This window comes from Kitasatospora sp. NBC_00240 (assembly GCF_026342405.1).
Lineage (GTDB): Bacteria > Actinomycetota > Actinomycetes > Streptomycetales > Streptomycetaceae > Kitasatospora.
Map to the genome: position 1 here is coordinate 5147735 of NZ_JAPEMU010000001.1, position 18815 is coordinate 5166549.

Here is an 18815-nt window from a genome sequence, read left to right on the forward strand (position 1 = left end):
CCACCGGAACACCGGTTGATCCGCGGCACACCACAGCGCGGGCCGCCCCCGAGTTCCGGGGGCGGCCCGCGCCGGCGTGCGAGGGGGGGGTCAGCCCGTCAGGGACGCCATCCAGGCCTCGACCTCGTCGGCCGAGCGGGGCAGGCCCGCCGAGAGGTTCTCGTTGCCGTCGGCGGTGACCAGGATGTCGTCCTCGATCCGGACGCCGATGCCGCGGTACTCCGCCGGGACGGTCAGGTCGTCCTGCTGGAAGTACAGGCCGGGCTCCACGGTCAGCACCATGCCGGGCTCCAGGTCCGCGTCGACGTACGACTCGCGGCGGGCCTGGGCGCAGTCGTGGACGTCCAGACCGAGCATGTGGCCGGTGCCGTGCAGGGTCCAGCGGCGCTGCAGGCCGAGCTCCAGGACCTTCTCGACGTCGTAGACGGAGGCGTCGAGCAGGCCCCAGGCGAGCAGCCGCTCGGCGAGCACCCGCTGCGAGGCGTCGTGGAAGTCGCGGAACCGGCCGCCGGGCTTCACCGCGGCGATACCGGCCTCCTGGGCGTCGTAGACGGCCTGGTAGATCTTGCGCTGCAGCGCGTCGAAGCGGCCGTTGATCGGCAGCGTGCGGGTGACGTCGGCGGTGTAGAGGGTGTTGGTCTCCACGCCGGCGTCGAGCAGCAGCAGCTCGCCGGGGCGGACGTCGCCGTCGTTGCGCACCCAGTGCAGGGTGGTGGCGTGCGGGCCGGCGGCGCAGATGGAGCCGTAGCCGACGTCGTTGCCCTCGACCCGGGCGCGGCGCCAGAAGGTGCCCTCGATCCAGCGCTCGGAGGTGGCCACGGCCTGCCCGAGCTCGCGGACGACGTCGGTGAAGCCGTTCACGGTGGCGGTGCAGGCGGCTCGCAGCTCGCCGATCTCCCATTCGTCCTTGACCAGGCGCAGCCCGCTCAGGAACTCCTTGAGCTCGGTGTCCTTGTCCTCGTCCAGGACGCCGGCGAGCGCGGCCTCCAGGCCGGCGTCGTAGCCGCGGACGATCCGGGTGGGCGCGGGGGCGGCGGCCTTGAGCTCCTCGGCGGCCTTGCGGACGTCCCGGGCGGGCAGGCCGAACAGCTGCTCGGCCTCGTCCAGGCTGTGCCGGCGGCCGACCCAGAGCTCGCCGTTGCCGTCCAGCCAGAACTCGCCGTTCTCGCGGTTGGAGCGGGGCAGCAGGTAGAGCCCGAACTCGTGGCCGGCGGCCCCGGTCGGCTCGGCGACCAGCACCGCGTCCTCGGTCCGGTCGCCGGTGAGGTGCACGTACTCGCTGGCGGCGCGGAAGGCGTACTCGGTGTCGTTGGCGCGCACCCGCAGGTTTCCGGCGGGGACGACCAGCCGCTCGCCGGGGAAGGCGGCGGACAGCTTGGCGCGGCGCTCGGCCGCGTACGAGGCCTGGGCGACCGGGGCGAGGCCGTGCAGCTCGGTGTCGTCCCAGCCGGTCTTCATCGAGGCGGCGAGTTCGTCGGACACCTCGTCGTAGAGGCCGTTCTTGCGGCCCTTGGGCCGTTCGTCCCCATCGGTTCCGGCGGCCTCGGGGTTCTCGGCCACTGCCGGGGTACGGTCCTCGGTCACGTACGTCGCCTCCTTGCGAGTCTCGCCGCCCCGGACGCGTCGGATCGCGACACCCGTGGGCGGCCGTCCGTCCCATGGTACGGACGGCCGCTCGTTCACCCGTTCGGGGGCGGCGGCGGGACCGGCCGGCCTACTCGAAGCGGGCGGCCAGCAGCACCAGGTCGTCGGTGCCGCCGTCCGGGCCGGCGACGGCGGGGGTGTCGCCGTCGGCCGGGGCGGAGCAGGCCAGCAGGTGGGCGCAGAGCCGGTCCGGGTCGGTCCGGACGTCGCGCGGGGCGTCCGCCGCCGCCCGGCGCAGCGCGCTCTGGCCCGCGTGCAGGGTCGGGCCGAAGCGGCGGGCCATGCCCTCGGTGTAGAGCACCAGCAGGTCACCGCGCTCGGCGTCCAGCTCGACACCGGGCGCCTCCCAGCAGCTGAGCATGCCGAGCGGGGCGGACAGCGAGGTCTCGACGAAGTTCGCGCCGTGCCGGGTGACCAGGACCGGCGGGCAGTGCCCGGCGCCGGCCAGCGTGATCCGGCGCTCGTCCGGCTCCACCCAGGCGTAGACGGCGGTGGCGCTGCGGGCCGGCTCGGTGGTCTTGAGCAGCAGCTCCAGGTCGCCCAGGACGGAGACCGGGTCCTCGCCCTCCAGCACCGCGTAGGCCCGCAGGGCGGCCCGGACCCGGCCCATCGCGGCGGCCGCGCCGGGTGCTGAGCCGGGGCCCGCGCCGGGCCCGTCGCCGGAGACGCTGCCCACGCTCAGGCCGAGGGTGCCGTCCGGCAGCGCGATGGCGTCGTACCAGTCGCTGCCGGTGGACCGGTCGAGCCCGGCGGGCACGCAGCGGGCGGCCAGCCGTACGCCCGGCAGGCGGGGGAGGCGGTCCGGCAGCAGGCCGCGGCGAAGCGCCTCACCGGCGCGCCGGGAGCGTTCCGCCTCCAGCTGCCCGGCCAGCAGCGGCGCCGCGGCCTCGCAGTAGGCACGGGCGAGCCGCAGCCGCCGTTCGTCCGGCTCGGTGGGGCCGTCGTAGAACCAGACGGCGGCGGCCGGCGGGCCGTCCTCCTCGGTGCTGAGCGGCAGCCCGACGGCGGCGCCGAGGCCGAGCTGCCCGGCGACCTCGCGCAGCCGGGCGGGGGTCGCGGGGCCGGCCAGGTCGGGGTGCAGCACCTGCGGCGGGCGGCCGTGCGGGTGCAGCAGGCCGCGGAAGGGGCCCAGGTCGGCGGGTACGGTCTCCAGCGCGCCGAGGGCGGAGCGGTCCAGGCCGAGGCCGACCGGCCGGCTCACGCCGCCGGGCGACCCGACGACCACGAAGCCCCGGCGGGCGCCGAGCAGGGCGGCCCCGGAGCCGAGCAGGGCGGCCAGGGCGGCGTCCAGGCCGCGGGCGCGGGCCAGCAGCGCGGTGTGCTCGTACAGCTCGGTGAGGTCGGCCAGGGCGCCGGCCAGCTCGGCCGGGTCGGCCGGTCCGCGCGGGTCGGCCGGCTCCGGCGGCCCGGCCGGGCCGGGCGCGGCGGCGTACGGCCCCGCCCCGGCCGGCGGGGCGGCGGGCGGCAGGTCGAGCAGGGGGAGCCGGGTGCCGCGGCCGAGGTCGCCCGGGGCGGCGGCGGCCGTGAGCGGCGGCGTGGTGCGCAGCCGGGCGGCGGACGGGTGGGGCTCGGTCATGCCGTTTCTCCCAGCGCGGTGGTACGTGTCATGCGATACCCCCAAGTCCGGCCGAGCCCTCGCTCCGCCTCGATCGCCGCGAATCGCCGGCAGGCGTCACCGCTCGGCACTACTCGTCATTTCTCGGCACTACTCGTCATTGATCGACAGCATCGGCCCTACTTCTGGACAGGCCATTCGGGGCATATCCGGGAGCGGTTCCGACGCCGTCCCGGGGTGGAGCGGTGCGAGCCGGCCGGCCCGCACCGAGCGCCGACCCGTCGGCATGGAAGTCCGTGGAGCGGGCAAGACAGGCAGGGACGGTGTTTCGCGGCCCGCCTGTTCCGACGACCGAACCGGTGGCCGTCCGGATCGTATGCCTGCGCGGCCCGTGGCCCGGGCCGGTCGCGGGTCACTCACTCGTACGGTGGAACCAGCGGCGTCTGAGCGGCGTCCATCTGGTCGCATGAGGGATTCTCGTTCCAGGGGCCGACCTCTCAGGGGCCCTTTTCAAGTCCTGTTCCATGTCGTGTTCCACGTCGCGTGCGGTACGGCGCGGCTGCGGTGATGGCCGGCCCTTGTGGCCGTATGGCTCCGTCGGGGCCGGCAAGCCCCAGCGGTCACGGAAAGGAACGAGCGCCCATGCGTGAGACCAGGCGAGACCGGCAGGAGGGCCGCTCCGCGCGGCTGGCCGCGGCCCTGGAGGCCGCCGTGGAGTACCGCTGGCCCGTGGTGCCGGGCGCGGGGGCACCCGGCGGCCGCTGCTCCTGCGACAGCCCGGACTGCCCGGTACCGGGAGCGCACCCGCACGACCCGGAGCTGCTGGCGGCCACCACCGACGCCCGGATGGTGCGCTGGTGGTGGGAGCGGCAGAGCCCGGACGCGCCGGTCCTGGTCGCCACCGGCCGGGCCGTCTCGGCGGTCAGCCTGCCCGCCCCGGCGGCGGCCCGGGCGCTCGCGTACTTCGAGGCGCTGCGGATGCCGCTCGGCCCGGTGCTGGCCACGCCCGGCCGCTACACGCTGCTGGTGGCCCCGTACTCGCTGGACACGCTGGCCGAGCTGCTGGCGCAGCAGCCGTGGGTCCCGGGTTCGATGCGCTACCACGGGCCCGGCGGCTACCTGGCGCTGCCGCCCGGGTGCGACCGGGGCCGGGTGCGCTGGGTGCTGGCGCCGGAGCGGGTGGAGGGCGGCGGGGTGCGGCTGCCGGAGGTCGGGCCGATGCTGGAGGAGCTCGTCGCGGCGACGGCCAAGCAGGACAGCGGCCGGCCGCGGTTCTAGACCTGTCCGGCCGGTTCCGCGCGGCCGACAGAGGGACGGTTCCGCATGGCCGACGAGGGGACGGCTCCGGGTGCTCGCCCGGGGCCGTTCCCGGTTTGCGGCCCGCCCCGCGGGCGGGTTTTCCGCCGCCCGCCCGGCCGGTCGCCACGACGCCGTCCGCGGCCGGTTCGGGTGCGGTCGGCCGGGCCGGCGAGGGGCATGAAAAAATCCGGCCGCTGGCGACGGGGGATGCACCAGCGACCGGACTGTTTAAACAGTAACAAGGATCGGCGGCCGCGCCAATTTCCAAGACCCGGTCGCCGCCCGGAAATTGCGGTCGGCGACCGGAATGTGACGCGTATCACACACCGTCAGTTCAGCGTTACCTGACGGTTCACCAAGTTGGCGCGTGCACGCCGCTCTTCGGTCGTCAGCGGGGTCGGATCGGCGAGCGTGGCGGCGAGCCGCTCGGCGAACTCGGCGGCCGGCTTCTCGCAGTCGGCGGCCGTCATCGCCAGCGGCAGGTCCCAGACGGGGACGGTCAGCCCGTGGGCCCGGAACGAGCCGACCAGGCGGGTGTCCGGGCCGATCGAGGACCGGTCGGCGGCGGTCAGCCGGGCCAGCGCGTCCAGCAGCTGCTCCTCGGGGACGGTCATCACCCAGCGCAGGTGGTTCTTGTCCGGGGTGCCGCACCAGTACGCGGAGTCCACGCTCGACAGCTTCTCGGTCGGGATGGCCGAGGCGTTGGCCCGCTCCAGCGAGGCGGCGACCTCGCCGGTGGCGGACTCGGCGTCCTCCAGCCAGAACTCGAAGCCGGTGTGCACGGCCGGCGTGAACGGGGCCGTCACGTCCAGCAGGTCCTGCAGGCGGCGACCGCCCGGGACGGTCCGGCGGGAGGGCACCGGGGCGCCGGGCTCGGCGGCCAGCGCCAGCTCCAGGGCGTCCGCCAGGTCGCGGCTCAGGTCGCCGGAGGAGGACTGGGTCTGCAGGCCCAGCAGGATCGAACCGTCCTGGCGGCGCAGGGCCGGCCAGGCCAGCGGCAGCACGGTCGCCAGTGTCACCGACGGGATGTCACCGGTCGCCTCGTCCACCACGCCCGCGGCCAGCGTCAGCGGCACCGTGGCGGCCGGCACCAGCTCGCGCAGCGCGACCCAGTCGGCCTCGCCCGACAGGCCCTCGAACGGACGGTGCACCAGCTCCTGGACGGCGTGCGACGCCTCCCGGCCGTGACAGGCCTTGTACCGGCGGCCCGACCCGCAGGGGCAGTCCTCCCGGGCTCCGACCACGGGGATCCCGCCGGTGGCGGAGGTCGTGGCGGTGGCGGACTGGCTGCGCTGCGGCGCCTTCTTGGCGGCCTTCTTGCCCATGGTGCGGCTCTCCCGGGAACGGTGAATTCTTGGGACCGGCGGCCGCCGGGGATGGCGTCACCCATCCCGGCCGGCCGGTCGGTCGTGCTCCCGGAAGCCTACTGAGGTTTCCTCACGCGCTTCGCGCGTCGCTCCCGCCCCGCCGGGCGTGCCGACCGCGGACGGGCAGCGCCGCCCAGACCGTCACCTCGTCCGGGAGGTCCCGTACGCCCCAGTCGCTGGCCAGCTGGCCGACGATGCTCAGGCCGCGCCCGCCGCGCGAGGTCAGCGAAGGACTGGACGGGATCGGCCGGGTCGGCGCACCGCCGTCGGTGACCTCCAGGGTCAGCATCCCGTCCGGGTGCAGGCCCCAGCGGACCAGGACGCCGCCCGGCTCCTCGGCGCTCTCGCCGTCGCCCGGGCCACGACCCCGCGGGCCGCTGGCCGGGAACCCGTTCACCTGGCCGCCGGCCGGCTGCCGCGAAGGCACCGCCACCAGCACCTGGTCGACCAGTTCGGCCTCGGTGTCCCGGCCCAGGTCGAGCAGCCGGCCGAGCGGTCTGGCGTACCGACAGGCGTTGCTGAGCAGTTCCGAGAGAATCAGAACCGCGTCGTCCACGACCGTGTCCGGTATTTGTCGTTCGCCGAGATCCCGACGCAGCCGACGCCGCGCGACCCCGACGCTGGCCGGGCCGTGCGGCACCGCCATGGTCGATGAAGTCGGCACTTCGCGTGCCACCATCAACGCCACCCCCGGACCTCCTTCAGCGTATGCCGAGGGATGGATGCCCCTTGGGAATGGGTCGGAAACGGCCGCGGGGCGATCCTGCGCGGACATTTCAAGACGAACGGCAAACCGGCAGCGCGAGGTGATTCCGCGCTCACCCTCGGTACATTCCGGACATTGAATGTCTTCCGCCCCGTGGAACCCACCGGAAACCGGACACCGGCCCGGCCGGGCCATGGGGCCCCTTCGCCGGACGACCGGTCAGCGGCCGAGCTGCGCCAGGACCTCGGCCGGGCGGTTGGTGATGATCGCGGACACCCCGAGCTCCAGGCAGAGCTCCACGTCGGCCGGCTCGTCCACCGTCCAGACGTGCACCTGGTGCCCCGCCCGGCGGAGCGCCGGCACCAGCTCGGGGCGGGCCCGCACCAGGTCGATCCCGGGCCCCGCGATGGTCGCGCCGCCCGGCAGCGAACCGCCCGGCCGCAGTCGCAGCGGCAGCGTCCGGTCGAACAGGAACACCCGGGAGAACTCCGGCGCCGCCTGCCGCACCCGGCCCAGAGCCAGCGCCGAGAAGCTCATGATCCGGGCCTGCGGGCGGCTCTCCGGGTTGCCGCCCGGCCCCGAGATCCCGTACCGGGCCAGTGCCTTCAGCAGCTCGGCCTCCACCCGGCCGCGGAACCGGACCGGGTGCTTGGTCTCGATCGCCAGGTCGACCCGGCGGCCGCAGTCGGCGACCAGCTCCAGCAGGCTGTCCAGTCGCAGCACGGCCCGGGCCTCCGGGTCGGCGGCGCCGGCCCCGTCCTTCCAGGAGCCGAAGTCGTACGCCTCCAGCTCGGCCAGGGTCATCGCGGAGACCACCCCGCGGCCGTCCGAGGTCCGCTGGATCCGGCGGTCGTGCACGCAGACCAGCTGCCCGTCCGCAGTCACCCGGACATCGCACTCGAAGGCGTCGGCGCCCTCCGCGAGAGCCCGCCGGTACGCGGCCAGGGTGTGCTCGGGCAGCGCCCGGGAGGAGCCACGGTGGGCCACCACCTGGACGTGCTGCGCGGTGCGGGCGGTCGCGGGGGACAGGTCGGCGCTGGTCACAGCGCCAACGATAGGCGCCCCGGATGACGGAACGGCGACGGCGGCCCCAACCTGCGGGGCCGCCGTCGCCGCGGTGGCGCGATCCGGGCGGTCGGCTCGGGCGGTCGGCCCCGGCCGGCCCGCCCGGAGGGGGTCAGTCCTCGGTCCGCCCGGCCCCGGTCAGCGGGGTGAGGGCCAGGGTGACCAGCGCGGGCACCAGGAACCCGAACAGCGAGGCCGAGGTCCATTCCTGCGGGGTGAAGTGCAGGGCGCTCTGCGCGCCCGTCCAGAGGTCCACCCACCAGCCGGCGATCGCGGTCGGGGCGATGAACTGGTAGACCGCGAAGCCCAGCGCCCACGGCAGCAGCATCAGCCAACGCGTGGGAGCCCGCTCGGAGAGATCCCAGCCCCGGCGGCCGGCGCCGAAGAAGTAGTCCACCGCCAGCACCGCGAACAGCGGCACGAAGACCGAGCCGATCAGGCCGAGGAAGTTGTAGTACGAGGCGGTGAATTCCTTGATCTGCAGCGCCAGGACGGTGGTCAGCACGCCGATCCCGCCGGTCAGCAGCCGCCGGTCGATCCGCGGGAACAGGTTGTGGACCGACATCGCGGTCGAGTACACGTTCGCGAAGGACTGGTCGGTCTCGCGCAGCACCAGCACCAGCAGGAAGGCCCAGCCGGCCCAGACCCCGGTGAACGAGGAGAAGATCTTCTCGGTGTCCCCGCCGGACTGCAGCAGCGCGATCAGGCCCAGCACGTAGCACCAGACCTGGGCCACGGTGTAGCCCGAGAAGGTGCCCCAGAAGGCGGCCGAGGCGGTGCGCGAGTGCCGGGTGTAGTCGGCGGCCAGCGGCACGAAGGAGATCGACAGCGCGATGACGGCGTCGGTCGCGTGCAGGAACCCGTGCCAGTTGCCCGCCCCCGGGTCGGGGAAGCCCTGACGGCCCAGCTGGACGGTGAAGTACACCATCGCCACGGCCACCGCGGCGGCCACGTACTTGCGCAGCACAGCGATCGAGCCCAGCGGCCAGATCGTCAGCACGGTGGTCAGCGCCCCGGCCAGCAGCACGAACAGCCAGCGGTACCCGTCGGTGCCGGCCACCGTCTGGGCGCCCTGGGCGATCACGGTGAGCTCGAAGACGCCCCAGCCGACGCACTGGGCGATGTTCAGCACCGTCGGCAGGTAGCTCAGCTTCGTACCGAACAGCCCGCGCAGGTTGGCCATCGCCGGCGCGCCGGTCTTCGCCCCGATCAGGGCGGCCACGCCGAGCGCGGCGGTGCCGATCACGGTGCCGGCGAGGATCGCGACCACGGCCGCGGTGAAGGACATCTCCGAGCCCGGGGCGCCCAGCACGGTCGCGGCGGTGCTGAAGCCGATCAGGCTGACGCCCAGGTTGAGCCAGAGCGCGAACTGGTCCTTGAAGGACAGCGTGCGCGGCGGCTCGGTGTCGAGAACGAGCGGCGCCTCGGCGCGCCCGTGCGCCTCCGGACGGTCCAGCACGGCGACGTCCGTGTGCAGGCCCCCCTTGTGAAGGCCTTCCGAAGGAGCGGGGAATTCCGTGGACGCCGACGCGTCCGAAGAAGAGGATGGCGAAGCAGGCGGCATGGCCGATACTCCCTACGCCGGCATTACCCGGACAGGTTCCGGCGGTCAGCGCTCCCTCGCCCGCCGTCCACGACTACCGTGGCGTACGGTCGACCAGCGCACTCTCAGCCTGGAAGGGGTCCAAGCTCCCGCGTGTTCAGATTGAAGCGACAGGCTAGCGGGAGCCGGGAGGAACGCCAAGGCCGGGGCCGCAGGCCGTCCGCATCGCGGGACGCGCGGGCCGGGCCGGCCGCCGGTGTTCGGTCCGGCTAAGGATTCTTATGAGTTCTTCAGAGGGCCCCTTACGGCAATCGAATCCCGCATACGAAAAACTATGCATCTTGGTCCTGTCAGCTATGGAGGTCGTCAGTGAGCACCGAGCGCGAGAGTGGGTCCACCGGACCGCAGGAGGGGCAGCCCTCCGGCGGTCACGGGGCGGTGGGTCCGGTGTCCGACGGCCCGGCGCAGCAGCCCGCGGCCGCCGCGGCAGGTGCCGGTACGCCGCCCGCCGGGGACTCCCCGCGGACGCTGGCCTTCGGCAAGCTGAGCGAGCCCGAGCCGGCCGCACCCGCCGCGCCAGTGGCACCCGCCGCACCGGCCACCCCTGTTGCCCCCGCGGCCCCGTCCTACCTGGACGCGCCGCCGCCCGTACTGCCCCCGGCCGCGCCGGTCGCGCCCGCCGCCCCGTCCTACCTGGACGCGCCGCCGCCGACCAACCCGTACGCGACCCCCGCCCCCGCGGCTGACCCGTACGCCACCCCCGCCCCCGCGGCCGACCCGTACGCCGGCACCGCCCCGGTCGCCGCCGGCCCCTACGCCGCCGCGCCCGCGCCCGGCCAGGGCCCCGCCGCCGACCCGTACGGCCCGCCGCCCGGCACCCCGGCCGAGCACGGCCACCACCCGTTCGGCTCCGGCCAGCCGCTCGGCGGCTGGGGCTCCCAGGACGCCGGTGCCGGTGGCACCTACGGCGGCCACGGCGGGCCCGGCCTGCCCGGCGGTCCCGGCTACCCGGGCCAGTACCCGGGCGCGGCACCCGGCGGACCGCGCAAGAAGCGTGGCGGCCTGGTCGCCCTGATCGCGGCCGTCGCCCTGGTCGCCGGTGTGGCCGGCGGCGCCGTCGGCGTCGCGGTCACCGACCACGGCGACAGGGTCAGCTCCGCCAACGACCACCGCAGCACCACCGTCCCGGCCGGCAACACCCAGAAGAACGAGGCCGCCCCCGGCTCCGTCGCGGCCATCGCCCAGAAGGCGCTGCCCAGCACCGTCACCATCAAGGCGCAGAGCAGCACCGAGTCCGGCACCGGCACCGGCTTCGTCTTCGACACCGAGGGCCACATCCTCACCAACAACCACGTGGTCGCCCCGGCCGCGAACGGCGGCAAACTGACCGTCAAGTTCGCCGACGGCTCCTCCTACACCGCCTCGGTGCTCGGCCGTGCCGAGGGCTACGACGTGGCCGTGGTCAAGCTGGACAACCCGCCGAAGGACAAGCTCAGCCCCCTTCCGCTGGGCGACTCCGACAAGGTCAACGTCGGCGACGCGACCATCGCCATCGGCGCGCCGTACGGTCTGGAGTCCACCGTCACCACCGGCATCGTCAGCGCCAAGGACCGCCCGGTCGCCTCCGGCGACGAGACCGGCGCGCAGGCCTCGTACATGAACGCCCTGCAGACCGACGCCTCGATCAACCCCGGCAACTCCGGCGGCCCGCTGCTCGACGGCAGCGGTGCCGTGATCGGCATCAACTCGGCCATCCAGTCCAACTCCTCGGGCAGCGGCCGGGCCGGCAGCATCGGCCTCGGCTTCGCCATCCCGATCAACCAGGCCAAGTGGGTCGCCGACACGCTGATCAAGACCGGCCGCCCGGTCTACGCCAAGCTCGACGTCCTGCGCAACGACGACTACAAGGGCGACGGCGCGCAGATCCAGACCAACGCCGTCCAGGGCACCCCCGCCGTCACCCCCGGCGGCGCCGCCGACAAGGCCGGCCTCAAGCCCGGCGACGTCATCACCAAGCTCGGCGGCAGCCCGATCGAGAACGGCCCCGCCCTCGTCAGCAAGATCTGGACGCACAAGCCCGGCGAGACGGTCGACGTGGAGTACATCCGCGACGGCAAGACCGGCACCACCAAGGTCACCCTCGGCGAGCGCACCGGCGACCAGTGACCCCGGCCGGTCCCCGGCGCCACCCCCACCCACCCGGCAAACCAGGTGCACCGAACCCCGCCGGACCCGTTAGGCTGACCTCCGCCTGGAGAGCTGCCCGAGCGGCCTAAGGGAACAGTCTTGAAAACTGTCGTGAGGTGACCCCTCACCGTGGGTTCGAATCCCACGCTCTCCGCTGGTGGGAGAACAACCTGCTCAGGGCGGGTGTCGGCATCGCGCCGGCACCCGCCCTTCGCACATGTGTCCCGGGGTGTCCCACCTGTGTGCCGGTCGGGATCAGCGTGCGTGGACCAGCTGTGGCCGCCCGATCCGTCCGCTGCCCAGGACACCACCACGGGCGGCCGGGGGTTGTGCCTGGTGGCGGGCCTGGCGCAGGCGTGGGGCTGGGAGCCGTGTGGGGCGGGCAAGGTCGTGTGGTTCGAGGTGGCCGCCGACCGGGTGGTGTCCGGGACGAGACGCCTCGCCGTCCTGGTGAGGGCGGAGCAGGCGCGAATCGCGGAGCAGGTCCCGCGCTCCGGGTGACCCGGGGTGTCTTGTCTGCCCCGGGGCCCGGTCGCCGGGCGCCCGAGTAGCCGTCAGGCCGCCGCCCCTTCCAGCCTCAGCAGGTGTTCGGCCGCGCTCGCGACGTCGGGCTCGATGTGGTCCGGGGTGGCGGGCTGGTCGGCGGTCCAGGGGTGGCCGGCGGAGATCCAGAGGGAGCGGATGCCGGCGGCGGTGGCGCCGGTGATGTCGGTGGCGGGGTTGTTGCCGACCATCCAGGTGCTGGGGGTGAGGGGGTGGCCGCAGCGTTCGGCTGCGATCCGGAAGATCGCGGGGTCGGGCTTGCGGGCCCCGGCCTCCTCGGAGATGCAGACGGCGTCGACGTGGTGGTGGATGCCGGCCGAGCGGATCTTGGCGCGCTGGACGTCGGTGACGCCGTTGCTGAGGATGCCGACCGTCCAGCCGGCCGCCCGGAGGCGGTCGAGGCCGGTCAGGGTCGCGGGTTCGTGGGTGACGTCGGCGGCGAGGGTGGCGACGTAGGAGGCCCAGAGTTCCTCGGTGCTGCCGGGGAGGCCGAGGGGTTCGCGGAGGGCGGCGAAGGCCTCGGGGCAGGTGCGTTCCTTGAGGGCGGCGGCGACGCGGCGGGTGGCGTCCGGGTCGAGGCCGCGGGCCGCGCAGAAGTCGGCGATCGAGGTCGCCACCGGGACCCGGCGTTCGATCAGGGTGTGGTCGAGGTCGATCAGGACGAGCTTGCGCATGCGGCCGACCCTAGGGCCGCGGCGGGCGCCCGGTCGGGGCCGACACGGTGTCACCACCCTTTCTGCCGCAGGTCGGGGTGGGTTTCGCGCGACCGTCGGTGGCGGGTTCAGGTGTTCGGATCACTGGTCACAGGCGGTTCGCCGGGTGACTCGATCGGGTGGTTTGAATACGATCTGAAGGCCGACGTTCCGGTTTTGCCGTTCGCTGGTGGATCGCGGGCGAACAGTCCGCGCACCACTTCCGGGCGTTCGCGCCGGGAACTTCGGCATGTCCAGGAGGCACCTCATGGCCTGGTACCCCGGCGCTGAGCGCATGGAGCTGCAACCCGAATCCGACGGCCAGCCGGCCATCGTCCCGACCCAGTTGATCATGCACAGCATCGCTGCGCCATGGACGCCGCAGCGGATCTTCGAGTACTGGCGGGACAGTACGAACCTGGAGAGCCACTTCGGCCTCGGGTACGACGGCGCGATCGCGCAGTACGTCGGCACGCAGACTCGCGCCGACGCGAACATGTACGCCAACCGCCGTCCCGACGGCACGGGGGCGGTGTCCGTCGAGAGCGCGTCCAACCTCCAGCACACCGACCCCTGGACCCCGGAGCAGGTCGAGGCGCTGATCCGGCTCGGCGTCTGGATGCACCAGCAGCACGGCATCCCGCTGCGGGCCTGCCGCACCTGGGACGACCCCGGGTACGGGTACCACCGGCTGTTCCCGCAGTGGTCGGACGGCGGGACGGCGTGCCCCGGCGACGCCCGGGTGCGCCAGTTCCTGGAGGCGGTCCTCCCGGGGATCGTCGCCCGGGCGAGCGGTGGCAACCTGCCCACCCCGCGTACCCCCACCCCGCCCCCGGAGCCCGCCGTCGCCCGCTACCAGGTGACCATCGGCGGCCTGGTGTACGGCTACGGCGCGCACGGCCCGCACGTCCGGGAGGTGGGCGAGGCGCTGGTCGCGCACGGCCACGGCTCGCACTACCGGAGCGGTCCGGACGAGGACTGGCGGGACCCGGACACCCTCAACTACGCCGACTACCAGCGCTCCCTCGGCTACACCGGCACCGGCGCGGACGGCGTCCCGGGCGAGTCCTCGCTGCGCAGCCTGCTGGGGCACATCCCCGCCCCGCGGGTCGTCTCGCTGGCGCACGTACGGGCCGCCGCCCGGACCGACCCGGGGGCGGAGCAGGGGCACCTGACGTACGGCGACGAGGTGCGGATCGTCGAGCAGGCGCTGGTGGACGAAGGGCTTCTCGACCCCGTCTGGGTGGACGGCTCGCTCGGCAGCCGGACGATCGAGGCGTACGCCGGGTTCCAGCGCCGGCTGGGCTACGAGGGCGCCCAGGCGGACGGGATCCCGGGCCAGCGCAGCCTGAGCGAGCTCGGCGACCGGCACGGGTTCACCGTCACGGACTGACCAGGAGGCCGAGGAGGGAGGGAGGCAGGGAAGCAGGGAGGCAGGCAGGGAGGCAGGCAGGGAAGCAGGCAGGGAAGCAGGGAAGCAGGGCGAGGACGGAGGCGGAGGCGACGGCAGGGAGGACGGGCTTGACCATGACACCGTGTGAGGTTGTCCAGTAGGAGGCGTCATGTTCAACATCGGAGACTTTGCCAAGCACGGCCGGGTGTCGGTCCGCATGCTGCGTCACTACGACGCGATCGGACTGCTCCGCCCCGCCCGGGTCGACCCGGTCAGCAGCTACCGCTTCTACGAGGCGGGGCAGCTCGCCCGGCTCAACCGCATCATCGCGCTCAAGGATCTCGGCTTCACGCTCCAGCAGGTGCAGGCCGTCCTGGACGAGCAGGTCGGCGCGGAGGAGCTGCGCGGGATGCTCCGGCTGCGACGGGCGGAACTGGCGGCCACGATGGCCGCGGACGCCAGGCGGCTGGCGCACGTCGAGGCGAGGCTCCGGACGATCGAGAGTGAGGGACAGATGCCTGCCGACGACGTTGTGGTGAAGAGCATCCCGGCGGTCCGGGTGGCCGAGCTGACCGGTGTGGCGGCGAGCTACGGGCCCCAGGACATCGGCCCGGTGATCGGCCCGCTGTACGACGAGCTGTGCCGCCGGCTGGAGGCGGCCGGGGTCGGCCCGTTCGGGCCCGGGATCGCGTACTACGAGGACGCGCCCGGCGACGGTGACGCCGTCCTGATGCACGCCGCGATGACCGTCACGGTCGATCCGGCCGACGGCTACGACTTCGCGGTCGTCGACCTGCCCGCGATCGGGACGGCCGCGACCATCGTGCACCGCGGTTCCATGGACGGGATCATGCCGACCGTGCAGACCCTGGCCCGCTGGACCGACGGGAACGGCTACCGCTCGACCGGGTACGCGCGCGAGCTGTACCTGGAGTGCCCGGACGACCGGGACAAGTGGGTGACCGAGATCCAGGAGCCGGTCGCCAAGGCCTGACCCGAGCGCTCCGGTACCCCTGTCTTCGCGTACCCGCGCCCCGAGGTCTCGCCGGCCCCGGCCCCCGGTCACCCCGACGTCCGCCGCGTCGGGAGCGGCCGGGGCCGGGGCCGGCGTCCGTCCGGGCCGCGGTAGGGGTCGGCGCCGGCCCCCGGCCGGGGTAGGGGTGGGTGCTTGCCGGTGCCCGGGTGGCGGGGCAGAGTGCGGGGGAGGTGGGACTGCCCGCGCGGCGAGCGATCGGAGAGCACTGTGAGTGACCTGACGGACCGTTTGGCGGAGGGGCTGCCGGCGGGGGCGCTGGTGGTGGACCCGGACGTCACCGCCGCGTACCGCTACGACATGGCGGGCTTCTGCGAGGCCGGAACCCCGGCCGTGGTGGTCTTCCCGGAGACGGTCGAGCAGGTGCAGCACATCATGCGCACCGCGACCGAACTGCGGGTCCCGGTGGTGCCGCAGGGCGCCAGGACGGGCCTGTCCGGCGGCGCCAACGCGGTGGACGACTGCATCGTGCTGTCGATGGTCAAGATGAACCGGATCCTGGAGCTGGACCCGGTGAACCGGATCGCGGTGGTCGAACCCGGTGTGGTCAATGCGGAACTCTCCCGTGCGGCCGGCCGGTCGGGTCTGGTCTATCCGCCTGACCCGTCCAGCTGGGAGTCCTGCACGATCGGCGGCAACATCGGCACCGGCGCGGGCGGGCTCTGCTGCGTCAAGTACGGGGTGACCAGCGAGTACGTGCTCGGGCTCGACGTGGTGCTGGCGGACGGGCGGCTGCTGTCCACCGGCCGCCGGACCGCCAAGGGCGTCGCGGGCTACGACCTGACCCGGCTGCTGGTCGGTTCGGAGGGCACGCTGGGTGTCGTGGTGCGGGCCGTGGTGGCGCTGCGTCCGGCCCCGGCACCGCAGTTGGCGCTGGCGGCGGAGTTCCCGAGCACCGACGCGGCCTGCGCCGCGGTGTGCGAGGTGATGGCGAAGGGCTTCACGCCCTCGCTGATGGAGCTGATGGACACGGTGACCGTGCGGGCGGTCAACGACCTCGCGCAGATGGGGCTCCCGGAGTCGACCCAGGCCCTGCTGCTGGTGGCCTTCGACGGTCCGCACCCGGCGGCGGAGCTGGCCGCGGTGGGTGAGCTGTGCCTGGGGGCGGGGGCGACCGAGGTGGTGCCGGCCGAGGACCAGGCGGAGTCGGAGATGCTGCTGCAGGCACGGCGGCTCTCGCTCACGGCACTGGACCGGCTCGGCACCACGATGATCGACGACGTCGCGGTGCCGCGCTCGCGGATGGCCGAGATGCTCAACGGGGTGGCGGCGATCGCCGAGCGCTGCGACCTGACCATCGGCGTGGTCTGCCACGCCGGTGACGGCAACACCCACCCGATCGTCATCTTCGACGCGGACGACCCGGAGCAGGCCGCCCGGGCGAAGCAGTCCTTCGACGAGATCATGGGCCTGGGGCTTGAGCTGGGCGGGACGATCACGGGCGAGCACGGTGTCGGGCTGCTGAAGCGGGACTGGCTGGAGCGGGAGCTGGGCCCGGTCGCGGTGGAGCTGCAGCGGCAGTTGAAGGCGGTGTTCGACCCGTTGGGCATTCTCAATCCGGGCAAGGCGCTCTGAGGCGGTCGGGCGCGTACTCGGCGATGTCCGTGGCGATGTTCGTGGGGCCGTGCTCGGCGGCGTGTCCGTCGGTGCATTCCGCGGCCTGAAATCAGAGTGGCTGACGAGATGATTTTCGCGCCGCCGAAGAATGGCTTGATATGTCGACTTGGATGGCTGACCGCACCGAATAGGGGGGCGTTGGTCGACGGCCCGCGCCGGGGTGGTGCGGGCCGTTTCCATTTCACGCCGCTCGCGCCGGGCTTCGAGCTGGCCGGGAGGTCCGAGCGGGGCAGCCGTTCGGGGGAAATCCCAGCTGGCCGCCCGTGTGTCGGTCGTCGGATCGGGTGTCCGGCGGATATTCGCACCCGGCCCGATGTCACGCTAATGGGCGAAAAAGGCGGGCGGGGGTGGTGCTTTGTCGATTTGTTGCGGAAGTCTGTGTCTCGGCGTCGCAGCCCGCAGAGGTTCGTCTGGCCGCGAACTTCTGTACAGATGGCATGACTTACCGATTTTATGGAGGCATTCATGGCTCGCATCCGCACCACTCGTCACCTCGGCCTGCTCGCCGCGCTCCCGATCACGGCGGCCCTGCTGCTGGCCGGTTCGGGGGCCGCTGCGGCCGACAACGGGGCACTGGCCGGGGACAGTTCGAACAGCAGCGTGGTGTCGAACATCGGCAGCGGCAACATCTTCGGTTCGGTGGACGGCAACTACAACGCGACGCAGCAGACGGCGACCGGCTCCGGCGCCTCGAACCAGAACAACACGCTGGGAGTGAAGGACAACGCCGGCCTGGTCATGGCCGACCAGTCCGACAAGAACCTCAACGTCTACTTCAACCCGGTCTTCGTGCCGGCCTTCGGCTAGCCCCGAGCCCGCAAGGGCGGACCGGGTCCACCGGGTCCACCGGGCCCACCGGGCCGTCGCAGCGCCGACACCGGCGTCGACAGCCGGGCGAACAGCACCCCGCGGAGCCACGGCGGCAGCGCGGGGAAGCACGGCGACGGGCATCGCGCCCGCACGACACGCACACCGACGGCGGGGGCGCCGGAGGCGGGCATCGTCGGACGGGGCGCGGCCGCGGGTGAGCTGAGCACCCGCGGAGCGAGCTCGAAGACCGTACGGGACGGCGCGGCGCGACCGCGGCCGTCCGGCCTCACCGGGACAGCGGAAAGGGTCACCGCGAACCGGCCTCGTGGGCGGCGCCGATCACCGGCGCCGCCCACCGCCATGTCCGGGGGCCTGTCCCGTGCTGCAGTACGCGGTGGTGCCGTAGGCCGTTGCCGTAACCCCCGGGGCCGGGCGCCGGGCCGTCGCCGGGCGGTCCTGCTCCGGCGCGGGTGCGCCCGGTACGGTGGCGCTCGCGTGGTGCCGCCGCGCCGACCTGACCTGCCCAGCACGGAGGAGAGACCCATGGTGACTGACTCGGTGAACGCCCCCCGGCCGGCCGGTCCCGGCCGGAGCGCGGTTGCCGGGCTGTTGTTCGGCCGGCCGCCGATGGCCCGCGCACTGCCCTTCTTCGACCCCGAGCGGGCGCCCGACGCACCCGGGCCGCTGTTCGCCGACTGGCTCGCCGGAGCCTTCACGGCCGGTGTCCTCGACCCGCAGGTGGTCACCCTGTCGACGATCGGGGCCGACGGTGTGCCGGACGCCCGGGCGCTGGTGCTGCGCGACGTGGACGCCGACGGCGGGGCGTGGGTCTTCGCGATCGACGCGGACAGCCCCAAGGGCCGGCAGCTCGCGGCGCACCCGGTGGCCGCGATGACGCTGTACTGGCCGGCGCAGGGCCGGCAGGTCCGGGTGCGCGGCACGGTCGAGGCCGCGTCGCGGGAGGTCTCGGCCGCCGAGTTCGCCACCAGGTCGCCGGGGGCGCGGGCCGCGGTCCTGGTCGGCCGCCAGAGCGAACCGCTGGCGTCCCTGGGTGAGTACGACCTCGCCGCGGACGAGGCGGGCCGCCGGCTGGAGCTGGATCCGGCGGTCGACGCCCCGACCCACACCGTCTACACCCTGCGGGCCCGGGAGGTGGAGTTCTGGCAGGGCGACCAGAGCCGCCGGCACGTCCGCCTGCGCTACGACCGGCCGGCCGCCGCGGCCGGTGGCGACGCCCCGGCGGGTTGGGAGCGGACCCTGCTCTGGCCGTGACACCCGGGACGCCCCGACGCGGCGGATGCCCCGCCGGCCCTCGAAGGGCCGGCGGGGCATCCGCGCGTCACGGGCAGCAGGGCGGGCCG

14 protein-coding genes, 1 tRNA gene, 1 pseudogene and 1 riboswitch are annotated in these 18815 nt (G+C 74.0%); of the genes and pseudogenes, 9 read left to right on the top strand and 7 right to left on the bottom strand.

Features of this window, described 5'->3' with window-relative positions; genetic code table 11:
• Window positions 1-90: 90 nt before the first annotated feature.
• The gene (locus OG689_RS21800; RefSeq protein WP_266322598.1) at window positions 91-1584 is read right to left on the bottom strand and encodes an aminopeptidase P family protein; all 1494 of its coding nucleotides are present in this window, start codon (window positions 1582-1584) and stop codon (window positions 91-93) included.
• A 130-nt stretch (window positions 1585-1714) separates the two neighbouring features.
• On the bottom strand, window positions 1715-3220 hold the full coding sequence (locus OG689_RS21805; protein WP_266322599.1) for a SpoIIE family protein phosphatase: 1506 nt from the start codon (window positions 3218-3220) through the stop codon (window positions 1715-1717).
• A 621-nt stretch (window positions 3221-3841) separates the two neighbouring features.
• Here OG689_RS21805 and OG689_RS21810 point away from each other — a divergent pair.
• Window positions 3842-4477, top strand: coding sequence for a bifunctional DNA primase/polymerase (locus OG689_RS21810; RefSeq protein WP_266322600.1), 636 nt, complete (start codon window positions 3842-3844; stop codon window positions 4475-4477).
• Window positions 4478-4827: 350 nt separating this feature from the next.
• Here the strand turns inward: OG689_RS21810 and OG689_RS21815 are convergent, their stop codons facing one another.
• The 4 genes from OG689_RS21815 to OG689_RS21830 all read right to left on the bottom strand — a co-directional run bounded on the left by OG689_RS21815 (window position 4828) and on the right by OG689_RS21830 (window position 9095).
• Window positions 4828-5823, bottom strand: coding sequence for a DUF5926 family protein (locus OG689_RS21815; RefSeq protein ID WP_266322601.1), 996 nt, complete (start codon window positions 5821-5823; stop codon window positions 4828-4830).
• A gap of 112 nt (window positions 5824-5935) precedes the next feature.
• Window positions 5936-6544 (bottom strand): ATP-binding protein, encoded by a 609-nt coding sequence (locus OG689_RS21820; RefSeq protein WP_266327337.1) that lies wholly within the window; start codon window positions 6542-6544, stop codon window positions 5936-5938.
• Between the two features lie 246 nt (window positions 6545-6790).
• Entirely contained in the window at window positions 6791-7615 is an 825-nt protein-coding gene (locus tag OG689_RS21825; protein ID WP_266322602.1) for a glycerophosphodiester phosphodiesterase family protein, read from the bottom strand.
• 133 nt (window positions 7616-7748) lie between these two features.
• Entirely contained in the window at window positions 7749-9095 is a 1347-nt protein-coding gene (locus OG689_RS21830; protein WP_266322603.1) for a cytosine permease, read from the bottom strand.
• Window positions 9096-9192: 97 nt separating this feature from the next.
• Window positions 9193-9342, bottom strand: a riboswitch (TPP riboswitch).
• A gap of 206 nt (window positions 9343-9548) precedes the next feature.
• On the opposite strand from OG689_RS21830, the gene OG689_RS21835 reads away from it, so the two are divergent.
• The 3 genes and pseudogenes from OG689_RS21835 to OG689_RS21845 form a co-directional block, all read left to right on the top strand.
• Window positions 9549-11345, top strand: coding sequence for a trypsin-like peptidase domain-containing protein (locus OG689_RS21835; protein ID WP_266322604.1), 1797 nt, complete (start codon window positions 9549-9551; stop codon window positions 11343-11345).
• Window positions 11346-11432: 87 nt separating this feature from the next.
• Window positions 11433-11520, top strand: a tRNA-Ser gene (locus OG689_RS21840).
• 158 nt (window positions 11521-11678) lie between these two features.
• Window positions 11679-11867: pseudogene (locus OG689_RS21845) on the top strand (ATP-binding protein); the annotation flags it as partial.
• A 53-nt stretch (window positions 11868-11920) separates the two neighbouring features.
• Here the strand turns inward: OG689_RS21845 and OG689_RS21850 are convergent.
• Complete coding sequence (locus OG689_RS21850; protein WP_266322605.1) at window positions 11921-12583, bottom strand: HAD family hydrolase; 663 nt, start codon at window positions 12581-12583, stop codon at window positions 11921-11923.
• Between the two features lie 286 nt (window positions 12584-12869).
• On the opposite strand from OG689_RS21850, the gene OG689_RS21855 reads away from it, so the two are divergent.
• From OG689_RS21855 to OG689_RS21875, 5 genes are all read left to right on the top strand, one after another.
• Complete coding sequence (locus OG689_RS21855) at window positions 12870-13994, top strand: peptidoglycan-binding protein (RefSeq protein ID WP_266322606.1); 1125 nt, start codon at window positions 12870-12872, stop codon at window positions 13992-13994.
• Window positions 13995-14163: 169 nt separating this feature from the next.
• Complete coding sequence (locus tag OG689_RS21860; protein WP_266322607.1) at window positions 14164-14988, top strand: MerR family transcriptional regulator; 825 nt, start codon at window positions 14164-14166, stop codon at window positions 14986-14988.
• 249 nt (window positions 14989-15237) lie between these two features.
• Window positions 15238-16602 (top strand): FAD-linked oxidase C-terminal domain-containing protein, encoded by a 1365-nt coding sequence (locus OG689_RS21865; RefSeq protein ID WP_266322608.1) that lies wholly within the window; start codon window positions 15238-15240, stop codon window positions 16600-16602.
• A 507-nt stretch (window positions 16603-17109) separates the two neighbouring features.
• The gene (locus OG689_RS21870) at window positions 17110-17451 is read left to right on the top strand and encodes a hypothetical protein (RefSeq protein WP_266322609.1); all 342 of its coding nucleotides are present in this window, start codon (window positions 17110-17112) and stop codon (window positions 17449-17451) included.
• Window positions 17452-17997: 546 nt separating this feature from the next.
• Window positions 17998-18726, top strand: coding sequence for a pyridoxamine 5'-phosphate oxidase family protein (locus OG689_RS21875; RefSeq protein ID WP_266322610.1), 729 nt, complete (start codon window positions 17998-18000; stop codon window positions 18724-18726).
• Window positions 18727-18815 lie beyond the last annotated feature (89 nt).

Excerpts from the sequence above, each read along its gene's own strand:
- OG689_RS21805 (WP_266322599.1), bottom strand. The coding sequence starts at position 3,220 with ATGACCGAGCCCCACCCGTCCGCCGCCCGGCTGCGCACCACGCCGCCG.
- OG689_RS21810 (WP_266322600.1), top strand. The coding sequence starts at position 3,842 with ATGCGTGAGACCAGGCGAGACCGGCAGGAGGGCCGCTCCGCGCGGCTG.
- OG689_RS21815 (WP_266322601.1), bottom strand. The coding sequence starts at position 5,823 with ATGGGCAAGAAGGCCGCCAAGAAGGCGCCGCAGCGCAGCCAGTCCGCC.
- OG689_RS21820 (WP_266327337.1), bottom strand. The coding sequence starts at position 6,544 with ATGGTGGCACGCGAAGTGCCGACTTCATCGACCATGGCGGTGCCGCAC.
- OG689_RS21850 (WP_266322605.1), bottom strand. The coding sequence starts at position 12,583 with ATGCGCAAGCTCGTCCTGATCGACCTCGACCACACCCTGATCGAACGC.
- OG689_RS21855 (WP_266322606.1), top strand. The coding sequence starts at position 12,870 with ATGGCCTGGTACCCCGGCGCTGAGCGCATGGAGCTGCAACCCGAATCC.
- OG689_RS21860 (WP_266322607.1), top strand. The coding sequence starts at position 14,164 with ATGTTCAACATCGGAGACTTTGCCAAGCACGGCCGGGTGTCGGTCCGC.
- OG689_RS21870 (WP_266322609.1), top strand. The coding sequence starts at position 17,110 with ATGGCTCGCATCCGCACCACTCGTCACCTCGGCCTGCTCGCCGCGCTC.
- OG689_RS21875 (WP_266322610.1), top strand. The coding sequence starts at position 17,998 with ATGGTGACTGACTCGGTGAACGCCCCCCGGCCGGCCGGTCCCGGCCGG.